Consider the following 15,907-nt stretch of genomic DNA (forward strand, 5'->3'; position numbering starts at 1 on the left):
TTATAATGATTAATGACGCCCATGCATTGGGTCATGGTAATGAATAATAAATTACGTGGGTACCTGGCAATGATTGGCGTACTCACTGCGTGGGGTTCCTCATATTCCATATCCAAGGTGGCAATGTACTACATGTCGCCATTCGTACTAACCATGTACAGGTTCGCCATCGGCGGGTTAGTGCTGGCCCTGGTTGGTAGGGGCCTAATCATTAATCGCAAGTATGTAATTAATGCATTACTGAATGGCGCGTTGTTCGTTGTTTTCCTCAATATCGCCATTCAGTACAGCACGAACCCAGCCCTGGTTTCCGTACTTGTTTACACCCAGCCCATATTCGTACTAATACTCTCCATAGTCCTATACCACGAGAAGCCAAGGGCTCTACAGGTCATTGGCATAGCACTCGCATTCACCGGCTTATTAATAGCCGTTGGTGTGTATAGCTTTGACATTGGTGACGCCATCGCATTGCTTGGGGCTTTTACCTGGGCTGTCGGTACTCATTACTTTAGGAGGAACCTGGTTAATGAGGACCTTATTAAGTTGAACGCATCAATGTCTATTATATCGGCGTTGATAGCGTCTCCCGTACTTATAATCAATCCTTACATGTCTTTATCCGTGAATGCTGTTGTGTGGGGTGTGCTCGTGGCCCTGGTGGCGCAAGTGGCTGGTTTCCTGTTTTGGTTCCTTGGTGTTAGGGATCTTGGGCCCATCACCGCTAGTTCGATCTCGATACTCGTACCTGCATCGGCATACATATTCGCCCTGCTAATCCTCGGTAAGGTACCCACTATGACGGAGATCATTGGTTCGGCAATAGCTCTTATTGGAGTCCTGGTGTCGCAGTTAAGGGCTTGATAATTTTACTGACCCTGTAGGTTAAGTGTTTCGTATATTATCTGTTGACCATTGGTTAGTACTGCCTCTGCAGTGTTTATTCCATATATCCTGGAATCACCACTATAATTCGCCATGCATTCGCTAACTTTTAATGTTGCGCCTATGTAATGTGTTCCATTACTGATTATTGTAAGTAGGGCATAGCCACCAGGCGGTATGGCGCATTTACTACTTGGTGTGAACTTGGCGTTGTTAATGACTATGTATGCTAACTCCACGTACTCAGTGCCTGAATTAATTATTATGAACGTAGTATTACCCTGGGACATACTCGGACCCTCAATGACTGCCCTTATGCCAAACGACCTTGATGATGAGTCTGCAATCCCAAATACCCAAATGATGATAGCCACGGCCAGCGTTATTGCTACTGCGGTGAGGATTATTGTCGCTACTGTGTCACTCAATCCCTCACTCATTGTGGCTATTCAATTCAATTCCCCTTAATAAACATTATTTTTTTAACGAAATTATGCGAGCCTCATGTTAAATTCATAAATATGGGTGATTGTCCATAATCTTGATGAGCAGTAAGGTTTTAGCTGCTGTGTTCATGGCTATTGGCATAACCCTAATACTAATGTCTATACTAGTGTTGATGGTTTCATCGAGCATGCCTGGCGTGCCATTCTGGGAGGGTTTATTGACATTGCTTCATATACCAATGGCTGGACCAGATATTCGTGTGGTAGTTAATATACCGAAGCAGCAGCTCTTCAGCCCATTAATCATCGTTAATGGTGAGTTAACCAATGTAACTGTGCAGAACCCACTATGCATGTTCCATCGCTACGGGTTCAGCCATATACCGTTAGTGTGACGGAGACCATTAACCTCAATGGGGGTAGGTATACGGTGAATGCTGTTGTGACCGAGGTTGCCGTAGCCATAGTGGGTTATAACTAGGCTAGGGAGTATTACCAATTTCCCGCGAGTAATAACTTTTGCCCAGCAGTATCATTAATCGTTAATGCCACGATTAATATGCCCAATGCATCACCATCGCTGAGAAGTCTCATCATTTCTAAGGTTATGAATGATATAGCCAATGATACTCTAAATGCAAGGTTTTGGAAATTAACGGTGGGTCAATGCCTGGACAGGGTATTGACCTACTACTTCACTGTAACGTCTGGGGTCAGGAATTACATTGATGGCGGGAGTGTTAGGTTGGTATCTTACGGTATTTATTGGTCAGGCCGCTTTGAGGGTGATTATTATGTCGTAATCAGTGTTGGTTATGAATTCGTGTTTAACGTGCTTTCTAGAAATGGTACGAGGGTCGGTGTAATAATTGCTGATGTTCAATACCGAAACGGCTCGGTAATAATGAGTGTACGGCTTATGCCGAGAATGAGGGTCTCAACTCTAGATAGTGCTAAGTATACGGTTGAGGGCCATCACTCACTAACTGGGCTGGTTAGAATGGCTGAACTGGCATCCATAAGTCCAGGTTATGTTCTTGTGTATGACGTAGTCTTTTACGATAATAACCTCGGCGAATAGGTATCACTAGCCAGCCTATCCTCGCCTAGTTACACGGCTTATGCAATAACCATGGAGTCCTGCCCAGGAATGACACCAAGTAATTATGGCCAGCACGAAATACCCAGCGGCTTCCCAAACTCGGGAACCCAAGTAACGGGCTTCGAGAATGAATACACCACTAGCTTCTGTGGCTGATTAATTACTACGAGCGCGGCGGTTGCACGAAGCTGGTTTCCATGATCTTTGTCATGACCTTCGAGGTTAACTCATACGTGGCTGCAATGTTTGAGTTCAAGACCCTTAATTGATTGCTTATTAAGTCTAGCCTATCAATGACCTCCTTACGCAAGTCATCAATCTTCCTACTCAAGTCGTTAAACCCCGTGTCAACCTTCTTACTTAAGTCATCGATTTTCTTGCCCAACTCGTCTAGTTTGTTGCTCATTATGTACATGAGTATTATTGAGGCATCCTCCCTCGAGACCTCCCTCCTACTGATCCAACTTGGCAACTGCGCCATTACGTAGTCCACGCCTCTACTAATCAGCAGATTCATTAACTCGCTCAAGTCCATAAAGTTATCAGTATAATGATTCCCTGGCATTAATAAACCTTTCCCTGAGGATTAACTTTAATTAATTTCAATACTTAAATGGGCATAATTGAGATATTTCCATTAAATGGGATGGTTATGCCTAAGTAGTGATTCTTAATATATGCAGTGTTTCAGAAACTGCGTTAACGGTGTGGCATATCGTAGTTCTCAACAATGTAAGCTTTATATTAGCCTTAAATAAATCGTTTATGATGAATGCAACGAAGACTAATACGGCCCGTGGGAAATTGGCGAAGATGCTTGAGGCTAGGTATTATGAGCTTCTGAAAGAATCACCAGAGATTAAGGGTAATTTGGCCGTGGAGTTCATTAGGAGGATAGAGATGCTAGGTAGATTAATTGTGCCATCAATGTCCTGCCTTACTGATTTGCTAGAGAAACTGCTATGATGTGGTAGAGGGTTATTACGTAGCACCGAGTTAGGTGTTTATTATTACTTTCAATTTAATTTAAATAATCAATAAAATATTGCTGGGTCCTTCCTCAGCGAGGCTTCCCAGAACATTATCTCGAAGTTCACACTATCCCTAAAGGCCCTCTCCATCTCGGGCGTAACCTCATACCTATCCAGCGCCCTGAGCACGGCCTCAACCCTCGACCAGTAATCACTCGATGCGTAGAATTCCGCCCACGCATTAAATAATCCATTCCTAGTACCAACGACGTACCTGCCTATTTCGCCGTACCCCCACATGCATGGTGCCCACGCGGCGAGGAATTGCGGCCAACCCAGTGATGCGTAGTAGTGCAGGTGCCTTGTGTATGCGTAATTCACGAGGTTGAATCCCGTGTTATTGACCTCGTCCTCGGTTATTGATAATTCCCTGAACAACCTCTCATGAACCTCCGCACCTCTCTCAACGTTACTAAACACGGCCGTCAACACGTCAATAGCCTCACTAAGCGGTGCCCTGCTGGCTGCCTCAATAACGGTCCTCTGCATTTCCCTAACGTACTTCGTGTCCTGAATAAGATAATACCGAAACACGTCAATCGGTAATGAGCCATCCTTCAGTCTCTCGACAAACTCATGTCTAACGTACCTATCCCATAACTCACCAACTAACTCCCTGAGCCTCTCGTGAGTACTAACCATACACTAATGCTGTAATTACACAGTTATTAAGCATTATTAACAATGTTATTGAACACTGCATGAGCCGAGTTCGTTAATAACCTCAATAGGGTTCCTTTCAATGATCCTCCTCCTCACGTACCTAACCCTGGCGCCACTCCTCCTATCAACACCCTCAAGCTCAACCCTAACCCTCACGAGGCAGGTGCCCAGGGACTCCCAGGTTAGTCTTGGCCCACCCAGGGCCTTAATGACATCGCTAATGTGCGGAGTCTTACTTGGCGGTATGGCTTTACTCCTCTGGGCAATCTCAACGTGGTAATTATTGAAGCCAACTCTGACGCGGTAAAGCATGTACCTAGCCACGTCGCGACAATTGTCATTAAGCGTTATGACCCTTGCATCGAAGTGCAGTATCTTGCCCAGGGCGTTGCTAACAATGGCCGATGCCAACCCAGCCATTGAGCTGACCAGCTTATACTCACGCCCATTGAATGGTACGTAGTTGAGGAGGAATACGTTAATCTCATCACTAATCACCAATGCGTAATCGCCTGAGAAGGTCCTCATTAACTCCCTGGCTGCATCAAGCATGGCCCTGTGGACTCTCTCATCCCTGGGCCAGGTAAAGCTACTAAGGGCCTTGCCAAAGCCGGCGCCGTCAAGCCTAACAACGATTGGTGGCTTAACAATACTAGTGACTACCCTGGAGTCAAAATCCCGCTCCAGCTCCACGGGGTTGGCTCTGATCAATAAGTTAAGCACATCAGCACTGCCCATTAAACCTCACGAGTTAGTCAGGTAAGGGCCATTTAAAAATAAGCCCATGAACAATTACGGTATATTTTAAGCTAATGCTAGTAGAAGCTCACTATACGTCATACCCAATATGATAAGCATAGATTGGCATAGGACATGACTAAGAGAGTTGTAGTGCATCGTATTGGAAAGGATTTTTAATACGTTGTTGCTCTATATCGTGAGTGATGTAAAGCGGGGACGGATCTGAGCAATGAGGATCGGAGACCTGCGCGCTGATGATCGTCATGGGCATTGACTTAATGGTGATGGTAATATTCTCTATGTTTATCCTTAGTTACGTGGAGGTTTGTGGTTCTCATTCTTGCCCTGCATTGTTAATTCACTCCTTAACTCATTGATTATGTCCCTGTAAGACCTGTAGAAGCATGACTTATTGCCCGTGTGGCAAGCGGGCCCCATTGGCTTGACGAGCAGTAGTATTGCGTCTCCGTCACAGTCGATCCTGAAACCCTCAACTATTTGGTAATGCCCGCTGGTCTCGCCCTTTAGCCATAGTCTCTTCCTGCTTAGGGACCAGAAGTGTACGTAACCTGTCGTGAGTGTTCGTATTAGGGCTTCTCTATTCATGTGTCCCACCATGAGGACCTCCTTGGTCTCCACGTCCTGTAGCACGGCCACTATTGTTGAGTCCGTATGCCTAAACCAGAACTTATCCGCAATCCTCACGGCGTCCTCATACGAAAGCCTGATCATCTCCTCACCCATCTGTATAAGTTATTCAGGAAAACCTTACCCACCCAACCACTCTTCTCAGGGTGAAACTGAGTCCCAACCACATTGTCACTGCACACAATGGCTGGGTATGGGCTGCCGTAAATGCTTATAGCCTTAACAACATCCTCATCCACTGGGTAAGCCACGTAACTGTGGACATAGTAAACGTACTGGCCGTCCAGCCCATTGGTTAATGGACATGTTGAGTTGATCACGATTAGCCTATCCCAACCAATGTGCGGCACCTTAAGCCCAACCCCAGCGATCCTATCCACCCTACCCCTGAACCAGCCCAACCCATTATTAACGCCGCCCTCCGTACCAACCTCAAACATCACCTGCATGCCAAGGCAGACGCCCAGGAAGTACGTACCACCCCTCCTCAAGTCATCAAACAATCCCCTGCGCGAGACCAAGTACCTAGAGACGGCGCTGAAGGAGCCAACGCCTGGGAAGACGATTAGATCCTCGTTACCAGTTGGCTCAGGCTTATTGAGACCTCGAAGCCAGCACTCCTCAGCCCTGAGTAGATGCTGAATAGGTTGCCAACGCCGTAGTTAATGATCGTGGCCCTCATGGCCTCATCCTCCTCCTTAACTCCTCATAAACCTCCTCAGGCCTAACGTTATTCACGGCCATGAGCACCAGTAAGTGATACAGCAGATCAGCAACCTCACTAATGAACCTCTCCCTACCCTCGGCTAGTGCAGCCACGATCACCTCACTGGCTCCTCACCAACCTTCTGCGCTATGTACGGCTTACCCCTCTCGTAAAGCATGGCCGTGTAACTCCCCTCCCTCCTCGTGTTAATCCTATCGAGTATCACCTCATACAGCCTATCCAACACATCACTCCCAGCCATACCTAACACCAATACTCCTTGCATGTAACTCAAAGCCCTCATGCCTAGCCAGGGCCATGGCCGATTTGACTAACTCCTCCCCAGGCTCCTCAGCGTTAGCGTACATGATGGGCTTTAGGAAATCATACACGGTTAAACCACCCCTGAACCTGGCCCATTGATTAGTGGGTAGTATGTGGTTTGGGCCTGCTGCATAATCAATAATTGCCGGTGGTGTGCGGCCGAGACTCACGGCGCCGGCATTAACTACCCTACCCAGGTACCTGTGCGGATCCCTAACGTAGAGGGAAAGGTGCTCGGGCGCAAGCTCATTGGCGATCTCAATCGCCTCATCTGCACTGCTCACCTCCACCAGGTAGTACATGTTTTCATCACTCCTCAACTCATTTGCTACCTCGTTGATTAACTCCCTCGATGTTGAGATAAGCACTATGAGCGTTGCTGGTCCATGCTCGGCCTGGGCCCTCATGTCAAGGATTACATCCCTCGTTGGTGCTTTCGTCAGCTATGATAACCAATTCCGTGGGTCCCTCAATACCGTCAATACCAACATCCTTACTCACGAGGAACTTAGCCGCCTGGACGTAGATATTGCCTGGACCCACAACCTTATCAACCTTAATAACGGACTCCGTGCCGTAGGCAAAGGCCGCTATTGCCTGAACCCCACCAAGCCTGTAAAGTCTCTTAACGCCGAGCTTCTTCGAGATATAGCATATGACTGGGTCAATCCTGCTTGGCGGTGTTGCTACGTAAATCTCCCCAACACCCGCAACCCTGGCAGGTACACCAGCCATCAGCAGTGTTGATGGGTAGGCCCTCCCACCACCCGGAACGTATATACCCACCCTCCTGATCGGCCTCCAAACAACCCCATACTCAACTCCCCTTGAACGGCCGGCGAAGTCCCTCGGCTTTATTGAGCTATGGAACTCCACCAACTGCTCATAGATGTGGTCAATGGCATCCCTAAGTTCCCTGGGCACCCTACTAGCCAGCTCATCAACCCTATCCTCAACCACCGAGTCAAGCTTAACACCGTCAAACCTCTCCTCAAGCTCAATCAAGGCCCTATCACCGCCCTCCCTAACCTCCCTAATTATCTCCTCAACCATTGGTAGAACCTTCGTGAAGTCATTAGGCCTAGCCTGGGTAGCTCAAGGGATATCATAACCTCACCTCGATCCCGTGATCCCTCAGGTACCTCTTGAGTTCCTGTATTCGAATAACCCCATCATGAAAGACACCAGCGGCCAACGCGGCGTCGGCGATCTTGAGGACCTCAAGGAAGTGCTCCATCCTACCAGCACCACCACTGGCAATTACGGGTATGCCTACCGACTCGGCGACTAGCTAGTCAGTATTAGGTCATAGCCCTCCCTGGTACCATCCCTATCAATGCTCGTGAGTAGTATCTCGCCGGCGCCCAACTCCTCAACCTCCCTAGCCCACTTCACGGCGTTTAAGCCGTATTATACGTCCCGGACCTAATGAAGACCACGTAATAATTGCCGACCATCTTCGCATCAATAGCCACAACAATGGCCTGCGAGCCGAATTGGCGAGCGCTCGGCTATTAATTGCTTATTCTCGACTGCTGCCGTGTTTATGCTGACCTTATCGGCACCATTACCCAGTATTGCCGATACGTCGTCGATGGTCCTAATCCCACCACCAACCGTCAACGGTATTGACAACACGCTGGCCGTATCCCTAACGACCCTGAGCATCGCCCTCCTACCCTCGATGGTCGCAGTTACGTCCAGGAACACTATCTCGTCAGCACCCTCCTCCTCATACCTAGCCGCCAACTCAACTGGGTCACCCTTGTCCCTGAGGTTCATGAAGTTGACGCCCTTAACGACCCTCCCATCCTTAACGTCTAGGCACGCTATTATCCTCTTCGTCGTCATAGAATCCCCTTCAGGCTAGGCACTTCCCTGGAAACCACCCTACTCGCCTCGTAGAGACTAATGCCCAATGCCTTGAATGCCGCCTCAAGTATGTGGTGCGTGTTGGATCCCCTGAGCTGTATTACGTGTAGGTTTACGCCCGAGTGGTATGAGAAGGTCTGTAGGAAGTGGGGTATATTCTCAGTGGACAACCCACCAATCTCACTCCTCCTCAGTCTCAACTCCACATTACTCACTCCCCTACCCGATATGTCCACTGCAACAAGCACCAGGGCGTCATCCATGGGGATTACGGCATTGGCAAACCTCCTGATACCCCTCTTATCACCGAGTGCTTCCCTGAACGCCTCGCCAAGTGCTATGGCTACGTCCTCAACCACGTGGTGGTCATCATAGCCCTGCCTATCCTCGGCAATGACCGTGGATGTGGAATTCATGTAGTAGAGCATCGTGGCAAGCATGTGGTTTAGAAACCTTATCGGCGTCTCAACCCTAACCTCACCCTTCTCGTCAATGTTGAGCTCAACCTCAACCCTGGTCTCCCTGGTCTCCCTCACGTACCTGGCAACCCTGCTAGACAAACCTAACACCCCTCAAGGCACCGTTGTAAAAGCCCATCCCAACAATTGCGTAATTGAAACCAAACTCCCTGAGTCTCACTAGGTCATTCACAGTACTAATGCCGCCCGCGTACTCCCCTAACACCCCTAACCTTACTGGCGTAGAGCCCCACATTCTCGTCAATACCCTCCCCAGTGCCCTCCCTGTACGTAGGTGAATATGAAGCCATAAACCTCAAGCGAGAGCAAGTACTCAACCTTAACGCTACCTCTCTCCCTCCAACCCCTAATCAATACATTGCCCTGCTCATCATAGTCAATGGATACGAGAACCCCATCCCTACCGACCTCCCTAACCAACTCCTCGAACTCACTCGGTCCGTGACGGGCAGTGTGGATACCACGATGTAGTCGCAATCCCTCAGTAACCTCCTAGCCTTCTCAATACCCCTAATGCCACCGCCGACCTGCACATGGCTAAACCCAACCTCCCTACAAATCCTCCTAATGACATCCTCATTACTACCAACGCCCTCAGCAGCATCAAGATCCACTATGTGAACCTTATCATAGCCATCACCATAAGCCTCCTGAGCCAATTTAAACGGGTCGCCTAGGATTAGTCCAGTGCCTCGCTGGCCCTTGACCCTCTTCACGGCAATCCCCTCACTAATATCTATGCTTGGCATTACCTCGAGCATCACCCAATCACCTTCTCCATGTTGATCACCACTATGTCCCTAGCCCCATTGGCCACGGCCTTACCCACGACCTCGGGCAACCTGTCTCATCAACGACGGTGATAACCTCCCACGCATTGGTATTGGCAAGCTTTGATATGGCTGGGGATAGCATGGCTGGTAGGACGGATAGTACCCTCTCGAGACTCTCATTGGGCACGTTCATGAAGAGCATCTTCTTGCCCCTAGCCGACAATACGCCCCTCATGAGTGTGAGTATTATGTTTATCCGCTCATACTCCTCACTACTGGCCCAATCCCTATTGCCAATAACCACGGCGCTGGTCTCCATGACAACGTCAATCGGCTTCAAACCATGGAGTCTCAGGGTGGTTCCCGTGCTCATCACGTCAATTATGGCATCCGCAGCACCCAGCGACGGCATCACCTCAGCCGCGCCACTAACCTTCACGAGTCTCGCCCTAATACCCCTCTCCTCAACGTACCTCCTGGCGATGTTGACATACTTAGTGGCAATGCGTACCTCGCCCCTAATCTCCTCAGGCGATGATATATTCCATGATACTGGCACTGCCAGGACCATCTTAGCACTACCGAAGTCCAGTCTCAACAATTCCTCAACGTCGGCTCCCGACTCAACGACATAATCATGCCCGGTGATCCCAAGCTCCGCAGCCCCAGTCTCCACGATGCTCGGTATGTCCTCAGTCCTAACCATGACCAACTGCACACCCTCCCAATTCGTCGGAACAATCAAAGCCCTCTCATCACTCATCAACGGCCTAATACCAACATTAGCCAGGAACTGAAGCACGGGCTGCTGAAGCCTACCCTTATTCGGTATTGCGATCCTCAAGGACATCACCCAACACCCTCAGCAATAGCTCGCACTGCTCCCTGGTCCCCACGGTAACCCTGTAATAACCTGAGAGTACATTCCTAGTGGCTATGGACCTAGCCATGAGCGGCGTGAATAGGTCCCTATTGTCCTTAATGAGTAGGAAGTTCGTGTATGAATTAAACACCCTAAGCCCAAGCTTCATGAGTCCCTCACGCAGGTACTCCCTGTTGGCGCTGACCTCATTGACGATGTCCCTAACGTAAGATGGGTCCTCCAGGGCCTTAATACCAGCCACTAGGCTGGGTAGCGCGATATCAAATGGCGTCGTGGTCTTCCTCAACGCCTTAATAACATCCCCATCCCCAATTAGGTAACCCACCCTAAGCCCAGCCAGGGAGAAGGCCTTGCTAAGAGTCCTAACGATTAGGATGTTTGGGTAATCATAAACCAACTGGGCGAAGGACCTGCCGTAAAACTCGTAGTAAGCCTCGTCAATGACCAGGAAGCCCTTAACACTGCCTGCCACCTCCTCGACCAAGTCCTTATCCAGCACCGCGGAGCCCGTGGGATTATTCGGATTATCAATAACCACAAGCCTCGCATCACGAACCTCCCTGAGCAACCCATCCCTATCGACGTACCACCAATCCTCACCCTCAACAAGCCCAACCCTGACGTGCCTGAGACCCCTAACTGATGAGTAGACCCTATACATGCTGTATGATGGGTAGAGCGTAACCACCTTATCCCCAGGCTGGGCCAGGTTGTAGAATATGATCCTTAAAGCCCCATCACCGCCGGGCGTTGGCAATACATTGCTGGGCTCGACACCGCTATACTCGGCAGCCAACTCGGAGAATCTCCTGAACAACTCAGGATGCTGGTACCTATTCGAAAATTGGAGATATCGGATCACTGCCTCGATTACATGCTTAGGCGGTGGGTATGGTGATTCATTGAGGTGCATCCTAACGCCGTCCTTTATATCCTCAAAACTGTACTCCTCAGCCTCGAGTAACCATGGGTATACCAGATCCCTTAACGTGATTGTCTGTGCAATGGAGGTCCCCTATATAGGCTCTTTAGTTGAGTTAATAAGCTTTACCACCAATTTATTAACCATGACGAACGTAATGGAGTTAAGTAGTCGTTGTAGCGATACTACATAGTGTTTATAGCCTAGGCCCTGCTGGCTACGTAACCGTACTGGAGGGCCCTTCTGTTGATCCAAACGGCTAGCATGGTCATTGGGACTAGGCTCACCTTAACGATCAATTGCGACGCCATTAGAAGCCAAATGTTTGGTACGACGCCGTAGAACGCAATGGGTATGAAGACCAGCGTGTCAATGGTCATGGCCACCGGGTCTGAGTAGCCGACCCTCCTGAGCACGCCACCGCCAATCCTACTCACTAGGAATACGTCGTATGTCTCGGAGACTAGGAATGCCGTTATTGAGGCGATGGCGACCCTGGCTGAGACGCCCATTATACTCGCGAAGGCGCCCTGCAGTGACTCCCAGAAGGGTGCCGGTGGGTAGTTAATAACTAGCCAGTTAACTATGAAGATTAGGGCCTGGAGGTAGGCGGCGACCCTAACGACCCAGTAACCAACCTCCTACCAAACCTAAGCGTTAGGAAGTCGAGCATTGCCACGCTGGCGCTGTATGTAAAGACCCCCATGGGTATCACCAGCGGACCAATGAAGGCGCCGATCTTTGAGGCTATGTACTGGCTAATGGTGAGGAGTAGCACGTAGTTCATGGCCGCCACCGGAAGGAGTAGGTCATCCCTACCAAGCCTGTGCAGGATCCAGAGGACGCCGGCCACGGCCATGTAGGTAATTAGTGCGTAGCCGTAGAGTAAGGGCAGGTCTGCCAGGTTAGTCAATGTCATGCAGGAAAGACCTGACAGGCAGGTATTAAAGCACTACCTGTGCGCCAAACTAGGTGTATAACCAAGCCTTGCTCATTGGGAATTGATTGAGCATGCGCCATAAACCATCGACGTGAAGCCACGGTAGAGAATAAACACTTTTATACCCACACTCGGTAAATAGACTTGGCTTAGAGCTATGGAGTCCGTGATAGGCCCAGCCATTGATAAGGCGTTGGAGGCGATTATGAAGAAGGTGGAAAGCGGCAAGAAGCTGAGTATGGAAGACCTCGTAATCCTCATGATAGGCATGTTCAGGGAAACCAATAGGAGGATTGACACACTATCTGACTCCCTCAATAAGAGGATTGATGCCCTGGAAAACACGATTAATGCAAGGTTTAATGCGTATGACGAGAGGTTGAACGCACTCGATAAGAAGATCGACGAGAAATTTGCGATACTTGATAAGAAGATCGATGAAAGGTTTACAACGCTCGATAGGAAGATTGACGAGAAGTTCGCAACGCTTGATAAAAAGGTTGATGAGAAGTTTAATGAGCTATTGAGGAAGATTGATGATGTGGATAAGAGGGCTGAGGAGAGGGATAACGCATTAAATGCGAGGGTTGATGCCGTGAACGCCAGGATCGACGCGGTATATGGCGAGTTAATCAAGCGGATAAGCGAGTTGAGTGATAAGGTTGATGCCAGGATAAATGAATTGAGCAATAAATTAAGCGCGAGCGTTGAGGAATTGAGGAGCGAGATAAGAGCGGTGAGTAGTAGGCTGATGCCCAAATAAGTGAGTTAAGGGCCTACGTAGATGCACGAATAAAGGAGTTGAATGGTAAGATCGATTCACGAACAAATGAGCTAGACAATAGGTTGGACGCAGTCAATAAGGCATTGAGCGAGAGGATCGACAAGCTATACGAGTTACTGGGCAGGATATACGAAACACTGATAAAGCAAGCCACGAAGTAACTGCGTAATCCTATATCGACGTGGATAAGCCATCAACCAGCGTTAATGCCTATTGCCGAGTATGTTCCTTAACTCGCGAAGTATTGGTATTTCCCTAAGCATGTCCTCGGTCACAAACTCCCAATAAATACCGCGCGGCTTAGGGTCGACACGACTCACCCTAATCACCCTACTCGGCGTCACCACAATATCCACAGGCAAGTCAAAGGGCTCCCTGGGAATGTCATCACCGACCAACTGCAGCTCGTGCACCGTGGTCATCACCGGCGTACCCTCATTTACCCTGCCCAAGGCGCTAGCGATTCCCCACTCAATCTCGGCATAACCATGCGACTTACCAAGCCTACGTCCACTACCTGGGTTAACAGCCACAGAGCCTATTATGACCAGGTCTATGTTGGGCATTTCCCAGGGCTTAATCGGCACGCCCCACTTAAATGCGCCCCTTATCGTTGAAGCCTCGCCATAGTACTGCCTAGGTATCCTGCGCGGATCGAGTAATAGGAATCCCTCCCTAATCCTAGGCGTCGGCATAATCAACAACTTACCACCACTTAACGCCAACTCCCTACAATATCTCTGCGGTGAGTCTGGGTTAATCTTTATCACCCTGGCCCGCGTGAACTCAGGCAGGGATGCGGCTAGTTCGCAAGCCCTGTCCGAGCCTATGAAGTTTGGTATTCTGCCGTAGACGGGCCTCGGGAATGATGCTACGTTCTTCTCCTCGAGCAGTTTCCAGATCCTTTCCCTAATTGATTGTTTAACATCCTTAACGCTCATCACGAGTACTCAGTCCTGCGGAGAATTAAACATACCGCCTAATTATGAAACTAAATTAATTACTAACTTAGGATTATCTAATTACGTGGTTAATGTTGATGTTAATACCGTTATTGATTAGGTGAGGACGCAGCGATTAGTGCTGGGAGGCTCCAACGTGACCATAGGCTTCAGGGATAGGGCTCAGGAATTAATGAACCTCATTAACGATTTAGGCATCGGTGGTGTCAGGGTCATTTATGGGCCATTGGACGCCGGCAAGACTACGTTGCTCAGCTTACTTGCTAAGGCGTTGAGGATTGTTAATGCCGATATTGCGGTTATTTACGTGAACTATGAGCGTAAGGTCACCGATGTAATAATGCCCGAACCACTGAGTGCGAGTAGCCTGGTTAATGAGTTGGTTAATAAGGTCACGGCAAGTATAATGGGCATAACAGTTGAGGTCGACCAAGTAATTAAGCTAGCGAGGTCTCTATGGAATCATATTAAGGAGCTGTGCGGTGTTAATAACGTCCTATTAATTCATGATGACTTAGATGGGTGGTTCATATCCGGTGGTGTTGGTCGTGATGCTGTCCATAAGTTAATAGTAATGCACTAATGCCAATGCTACTCTGGAATCTGTCTCAAGACTCATTCCTCGAAGTAGTTAATGAGATTAAGGACAAACTACCTGGCGGCTCGGTCATTGACCCTAAGGTTCTTTGGCAATTACTAGGTGGTAATGTCAGGGCGTTGGCGGACCTGGCAATTAACTACGGCTGGAACGTAACTGCATGGCTTAATAGCATAATACGCCATGTAAGATACTTGATATTTAGGGAAGCCCAACTTCTAAATATATCCGGCGCATCACCATTAATAACTAGAATTAAGATCTTCTTAGGGAACAATAATCCAAGACCTGACGATTTAATATACGAAGCATCAATTGATCGCGCCCCTCTAATTGAGTATAACGTTTTAATATACGTACTTGGCAAACCACTAATGCAATTACCAAATGAGGAGTGGGTAGGTAACGATTACGCCTATCAATTACCTGCTTATTATTGGGTCCTTAGGACAATGATAAGTAAGGAGTCAATAAATGTCACAAGCTCGGAAGTAATTAATGAAATAATAAATAGTGCAAAATAGCGCACATAAATAATGTATATCCTAACATAGATATATGCTTCTTTGATGATTAACGGTTACGATAATTCACGATCCACAGCATATGATTGCGTAAAACTCCCTACCGTCACCATCCACTAGCTTCAATAACTTCCACCTAGAGTCGCAGTTACCTGTTGAGAACACTAAAACATCACCGCTAGGCACATTACTGCTGTATCCCCAACCATTAATTGATGGGTAGAGCCTATAGCCCGTGTGGACGATGACGGAGTAATCCCGTAGGCTACCCTTTTCATCAATAACCTCGATCACCCTAAACCTCTCCCTACACAGGTAAGTACTGAGCTCAACGTAGTCGCCCAAGAACGTGCAGGACCTTGGATGTAACGTTATAATCACCAGCGGTATTACTATGGCCGTTATACTAAGTACCACTATGATCGGCATAAGCAATGGGGGAATTAACCCACGTATCACGGCCCAAAGCCCGGCAATAATTATTGGAAGCGAAGCGGCAAAGACAATACCAATCACCTTAAACGGGCTAAAGCAAATCCTCATTATTGAGATTGTGTAAGAATGAGCTTATAAACCTTGAGTAAGGGCTCGATAGGCATGAAGGAAATTCAGAATTAGCTAATC

At 48.4% G+C, this 15,907-nt stretch carries 20 protein-coding genes and 6 pseudogenes; 8 read left to right on the forward strand and 18 right to left on the reverse strand.

The window, feature by feature from the left end; all coding sequences use genetic code 11:
* The first annotated feature begins 39 nt into the window (after positions 1 to 39).
* Complete coding sequence (locus tag JCM14467_RS01200; protein ID WP_054848836.1) at positions 40 to 864, forward strand: DMT family transporter; 825 nt, start codon at positions 40 to 42, stop codon at positions 862 to 864.
* 5 nt (positions 865 to 869) lie between these two features.
* Here JCM14467_RS01200 and JCM14467_RS01205 read toward each other — a convergent pair whose 3' ends face one another.
* The gene (locus JCM14467_RS01205; RefSeq protein WP_054848837.1) at positions 870 to 1,325 is read right to left on the reverse strand and encodes an archaellin/type IV pilin N-terminal domain-containing protein; all 456 of its coding nucleotides are present in this window, start codon (positions 1,323 to 1,325) and stop codon (positions 870 to 872) included.
* 104 nt (positions 1,326 to 1,429) lie between these two features.
* On the opposite strand from JCM14467_RS01205, the gene JCM14467_RS01210 reads away from it, so the two are divergent.
* Positions 1,430 to 1,726, forward strand: a complete 297-nt coding sequence (locus JCM14467_RS01210; RefSeq protein ID WP_054848838.1) for a hypothetical protein — start codon at positions 1,430 to 1,432, stop codon at positions 1,724 to 1,726.
* Positions 1,727 to 1,890: 164 nt separating this feature from the next.
* Positions 1,891 to 2,412 (forward strand): hypothetical protein, encoded by a 522-nt coding sequence (locus tag JCM14467_RS01215; protein WP_054848839.1) that lies wholly within the window; start codon positions 1,891 to 1,893, stop codon positions 2,410 to 2,412.
* A 184-nt stretch (positions 2,413 to 2,596) separates the two neighbouring features.
* On the opposite strand, the gene JCM14467_RS01220 is transcribed toward JCM14467_RS01215, so the two are convergent.
* Positions 2,597 to 2,950 carry a hypothetical protein gene (locus JCM14467_RS01220; RefSeq protein ID WP_252900330.1) on the reverse strand — a complete coding sequence of 118 codons (354 nt, stop codon included), beginning with the start codon at positions 2,948 to 2,950 and terminating at the stop codon, positions 2,597 to 2,599.
* Positions 2,951 to 3,201: 251 nt separating this feature from the next.
* On the opposite strand from JCM14467_RS01220, the gene JCM14467_RS01225 reads away from it, so the two are divergent.
* On the forward strand, positions 3,202 to 3,399 hold the full coding sequence (locus JCM14467_RS01225; protein ID WP_252900331.1) for a hypothetical protein: 198 nt from the start codon (positions 3,202 to 3,204) through the stop codon (positions 3,397 to 3,399).
* Positions 3,400 to 3,467: 68 nt separating this feature from the next.
* On the opposite strand, the gene JCM14467_RS01230 is transcribed toward JCM14467_RS01225, so the two are convergent.
* From JCM14467_RS01230 to JCM14467_RS14775, 14 genes and pseudogenes are all read right to left on the reverse strand, one after another.
* Positions 3,468 to 4,106, reverse strand: coding sequence for a TenA family protein (locus tag JCM14467_RS01230; protein ID WP_054848842.1), 639 nt, complete (start codon positions 4,104 to 4,106; stop codon positions 3,468 to 3,470).
* 45 nt (positions 4,107 to 4,151) lie between these two features.
* Complete coding sequence (locus tag JCM14467_RS01235; protein WP_054848843.1) at positions 4,152 to 4,865, reverse strand: tRNA(His) guanylyltransferase Thg1 family protein; 714 nt, start codon at positions 4,863 to 4,865, stop codon at positions 4,152 to 4,154.
* Positions 4,866 to 5,177: 312 nt separating this feature from the next.
* Positions 5,178 to 5,612 (reverse strand): phosphoribosyl-AMP cyclohydrolase, encoded by a 435-nt coding sequence (hisI, locus tag JCM14467_RS01240; protein ID WP_054848844.1) that lies wholly within the window; start codon positions 5,610 to 5,612, stop codon positions 5,178 to 5,180.
* Positions 5,597 to 6,198: pseudogene (gene hisH / locus JCM14467_RS01245) on the reverse strand (imidazole glycerol phosphate synthase subunit HisH). The gene hisI and the pseudogene hisH overlap by 16 nt, the downstream one beginning before the upstream one ends.
* A pseudogene (hisE, locus tag JCM14467_RS01250) lies at positions 6,195 to 6,484 on the reverse strand (phosphoribosyl-ATP diphosphatase). The pseudogenes hisH and hisE overlap by 4 nt, the downstream one beginning before the upstream one ends.
* Positions 6,471 to 7,655, reverse strand: a pseudogene (gene hisD, locus JCM14467_RS19680) (histidinol dehydrogenase). Before hisD ends, hisE begins: the two co-directional pseudogenes overlap by 14 nt.
* Positions 7,652 to 7,783, reverse strand: a complete 132-nt coding sequence (locus JCM14467_RS14755) for a hypothetical protein (RefSeq protein ID WP_252900335.1) — start codon at positions 7,781 to 7,783, stop codon at positions 7,652 to 7,654. Before JCM14467_RS14755 ends, hisD begins: the two are co-directional and overlap by 4 nt.
* Positions 7,784 to 7,833: 50 nt before the next feature.
* Positions 7,834 to 8,397, reverse strand: a pseudogene (gene hisF / locus JCM14467_RS01260) (imidazole glycerol phosphate synthase subunit HisF).
* Positions 8,394 to 8,978 (reverse strand): imidazoleglycerol-phosphate dehydratase, encoded by a 585-nt coding sequence (gene hisBd, locus JCM14467_RS01265; RefSeq protein WP_054848845.1) that lies wholly within the window; start codon positions 8,976 to 8,978, stop codon positions 8,394 to 8,396. Before hisBd ends, hisF begins: the two are co-directional and overlap by 4 nt.
* Positions 8,971 to 9,658, reverse strand: a pseudogene (hisA, locus tag JCM14467_RS19685) (1-(5-phosphoribosyl)-5-((5-phosphoribosylamino)methylideneamino)imidazole-4-carboxamide isomerase). Before hisA ends, hisBd begins: the two are co-directional and overlap by 8 nt.
* Positions 9,658 to 10,514: pseudogene (gene hisG, locus JCM14467_RS01275) on the reverse strand (ATP phosphoribosyltransferase). The pseudogenes hisA and hisG overlap by 1 nt, the downstream one beginning before the upstream one ends.
* Positions 10,492 to 11,466: a histidinol-phosphate transaminase gene (hisC, locus tag JCM14467_RS01280; protein WP_252900338.1), complete on the reverse strand. Its 975-nt coding sequence runs from the start codon at positions 11,464 to 11,466 to the stop codon at positions 10,492 to 10,494. The pseudogene hisG and the gene hisC overlap by 23 nt, the downstream one beginning before the upstream one ends.
* A gap of 212 nt (positions 11,467 to 11,678) precedes the next feature.
* Entirely contained in the window at positions 11,679 to 12,068 is a 390-nt protein-coding gene (locus JCM14467_RS14770; protein WP_342765435.1) for a VUT family protein, read from the reverse strand.
* Entirely contained in the window at positions 12,068 to 12,394 is a 327-nt protein-coding gene (locus JCM14467_RS14775; protein ID WP_252900339.1) for a hypothetical protein, read from the reverse strand. Before JCM14467_RS14775 ends, JCM14467_RS14770 begins: the two co-directional genes overlap by 1 nt.
* Before the next feature lie 178 nt (positions 12,395 to 12,572).
* On the opposite strand from JCM14467_RS14775, the gene JCM14467_RS01290 reads away from it, so the two are divergent.
* Positions 12,573 to 13,178: a hypothetical protein gene (locus JCM14467_RS01290; protein ID WP_054848847.1), complete on the forward strand. Its 606-nt coding sequence runs from the start codon at positions 12,573 to 12,575 to the stop codon at positions 13,176 to 13,178.
* A 38-nt stretch (positions 13,179 to 13,216) separates the two neighbouring features.
* Positions 13,217 to 13,360 carry a hypothetical protein gene (locus JCM14467_RS14780; RefSeq protein ID WP_252900340.1) on the forward strand — a complete coding sequence of 48 codons (144 nt, stop codon included), beginning with the start codon at positions 13,217 to 13,219 and terminating at the stop codon, positions 13,358 to 13,360.
* 42 nt (positions 13,361 to 13,402) lie between these two features.
* Here the strand turns inward: JCM14467_RS14780 and JCM14467_RS01295 are convergent, their stop codons facing one another.
* Positions 13,403 to 14,140 carry a 5-formyltetrahydrofolate cyclo-ligase gene (locus JCM14467_RS01295; RefSeq protein ID WP_054848848.1) on the reverse strand — a complete coding sequence of 246 codons (738 nt, stop codon included), beginning with the start codon at positions 14,138 to 14,140 and terminating at the stop codon, positions 13,403 to 13,405.
* A 121-nt stretch (positions 14,141 to 14,261) separates the two neighbouring features.
* Between JCM14467_RS01295 and JCM14467_RS01300 the strand changes: the two genes are divergently transcribed.
* Together JCM14467_RS01300 and JCM14467_RS01305 are read left to right on the forward strand one after the other, a co-directional pair.
* On the forward strand, positions 14,262 to 14,744 hold the full coding sequence (locus JCM14467_RS01300; protein ID WP_054848849.1) for a hypothetical protein: 483 nt from the start codon (positions 14,262 to 14,264) through the stop codon (positions 14,742 to 14,744).
* Between the two features lie 5 nt (positions 14,745 to 14,749).
* Positions 14,750 to 15,283, forward strand: coding sequence for a hypothetical protein (locus JCM14467_RS01305; protein WP_252900341.1), 534 nt, complete (start codon positions 14,750 to 14,752; stop codon positions 15,281 to 15,283).
* Positions 15,284 to 15,349: 66 nt separating this feature from the next.
* On the opposite strand, the gene JCM14467_RS01310 is transcribed toward JCM14467_RS01305, so the two are convergent.
* Entirely contained in the window at positions 15,350 to 15,826 is a 477-nt protein-coding gene (locus tag JCM14467_RS01310; protein WP_054848851.1) for a hypothetical protein, read from the reverse strand.
* Between the last annotated feature and the right edge of the window lie 81 nt (positions 15,827 to 15,907).

Origin of the sequence: Vulcanisaeta sp. JCM 14467 (genome assembly GCF_001316245.1) — an archaeon.
Lineage (GTDB): Archaea > Thermoproteota > Thermoprotei > Thermoproteales > Thermocladiaceae > Vulcanisaeta.

Coding starts and splice junctions, on each gene's coding strand:
- hisC (WP_252900338.1), bottom strand. CDS start 11,466: ATGCACCTCAATGAATCACCATACCCACCGCCTAAGCATGTAATCGAG.
- JCM14467_RS01235 (WP_054848843.1), bottom strand. CDS start 4,865: ATGGGCAGTGCTGATGTGCTTAACTTATTGATCAGAGCCAACCCCGTG.
- JCM14467_RS01295 (WP_054848848.1), bottom strand. CDS start 14,140: ATGAGCGTTAAGGATGTTAAACAATCAATTAGGGAAAGGATCTGGAAA.
- JCM14467_RS01305 (WP_252900341.1), top strand. CDS start 14,750: ATGCTACTCTGGAATCTGTCTCAAGACTCATTCCTCGAAGTAGTTAAT.
- JCM14467_RS14775 (WP_252900339.1), bottom strand. CDS start 12,394: ATGACATTGACTAACCTGGCAGACCTGCCCTTACTCTACGGCTACGCA.
- JCM14467_RS14755 (WP_252900335.1), bottom strand. CDS start 7,783: ATGGAGCACTTCCTTGAGGTCCTCAAGATCGCCGACGCCGCGTTGGCC.
- JCM14467_RS01220 (WP_252900330.1), bottom strand. CDS start 2,950: ATGAATCTGCTGATTAGTAGAGGCGTGGACTACGTAATGGCGCAGTTG.
- JCM14467_RS01200 (WP_054848836.1), top strand. CDS start 40: ATGAATAATAAATTACGTGGGTACCTGGCAATGATTGGCGTACTCACT.
- JCM14467_RS01290 (WP_054848847.1), top strand. CDS start 12,573: ATGGAGTCCGTGATAGGCCCAGCCATTGATAAGGCGTTGGAGGCGATT.
- JCM14467_RS01205 (WP_054848837.1), bottom strand. CDS start 1,325: ATGAGTGAGGGATTGAGTGACACAGTAGCGACAATAATCCTCACCGCA.
- JCM14467_RS01225 (WP_252900331.1), top strand. CDS start 3,202: ATGAATGCAACGAAGACTAATACGGCCCGTGGGAAATTGGCGAAGATG.
- JCM14467_RS01310 (WP_054848851.1), bottom strand. CDS start 15,826: ATGAGGATTTGCTTTAGCCCGTTTAAGGTGATTGGTATTGTCTTTGCC.
- JCM14467_RS01215 (WP_054848839.1), top strand. CDS start 1,891: ATGCCCAATGCATCACCATCGCTGAGAAGTCTCATCATTTCTAAGGTT.
- hisI (WP_054848844.1), bottom strand. CDS start 5,612: ATGGGTGAGGAGATGATCAGGCTTTCGTATGAGGACGCCGTGAGGATT.
- JCM14467_RS01230 (WP_054848842.1), bottom strand. CDS start 4,106: ATGGTTAGTACTCACGAGAGGCTCAGGGAGTTAGTTGGTGAGTTATGG.
- JCM14467_RS01210 (WP_054848838.1), top strand. CDS start 1,430: ATGAGCAGTAAGGTTTTAGCTGCTGTGTTCATGGCTATTGGCATAACC.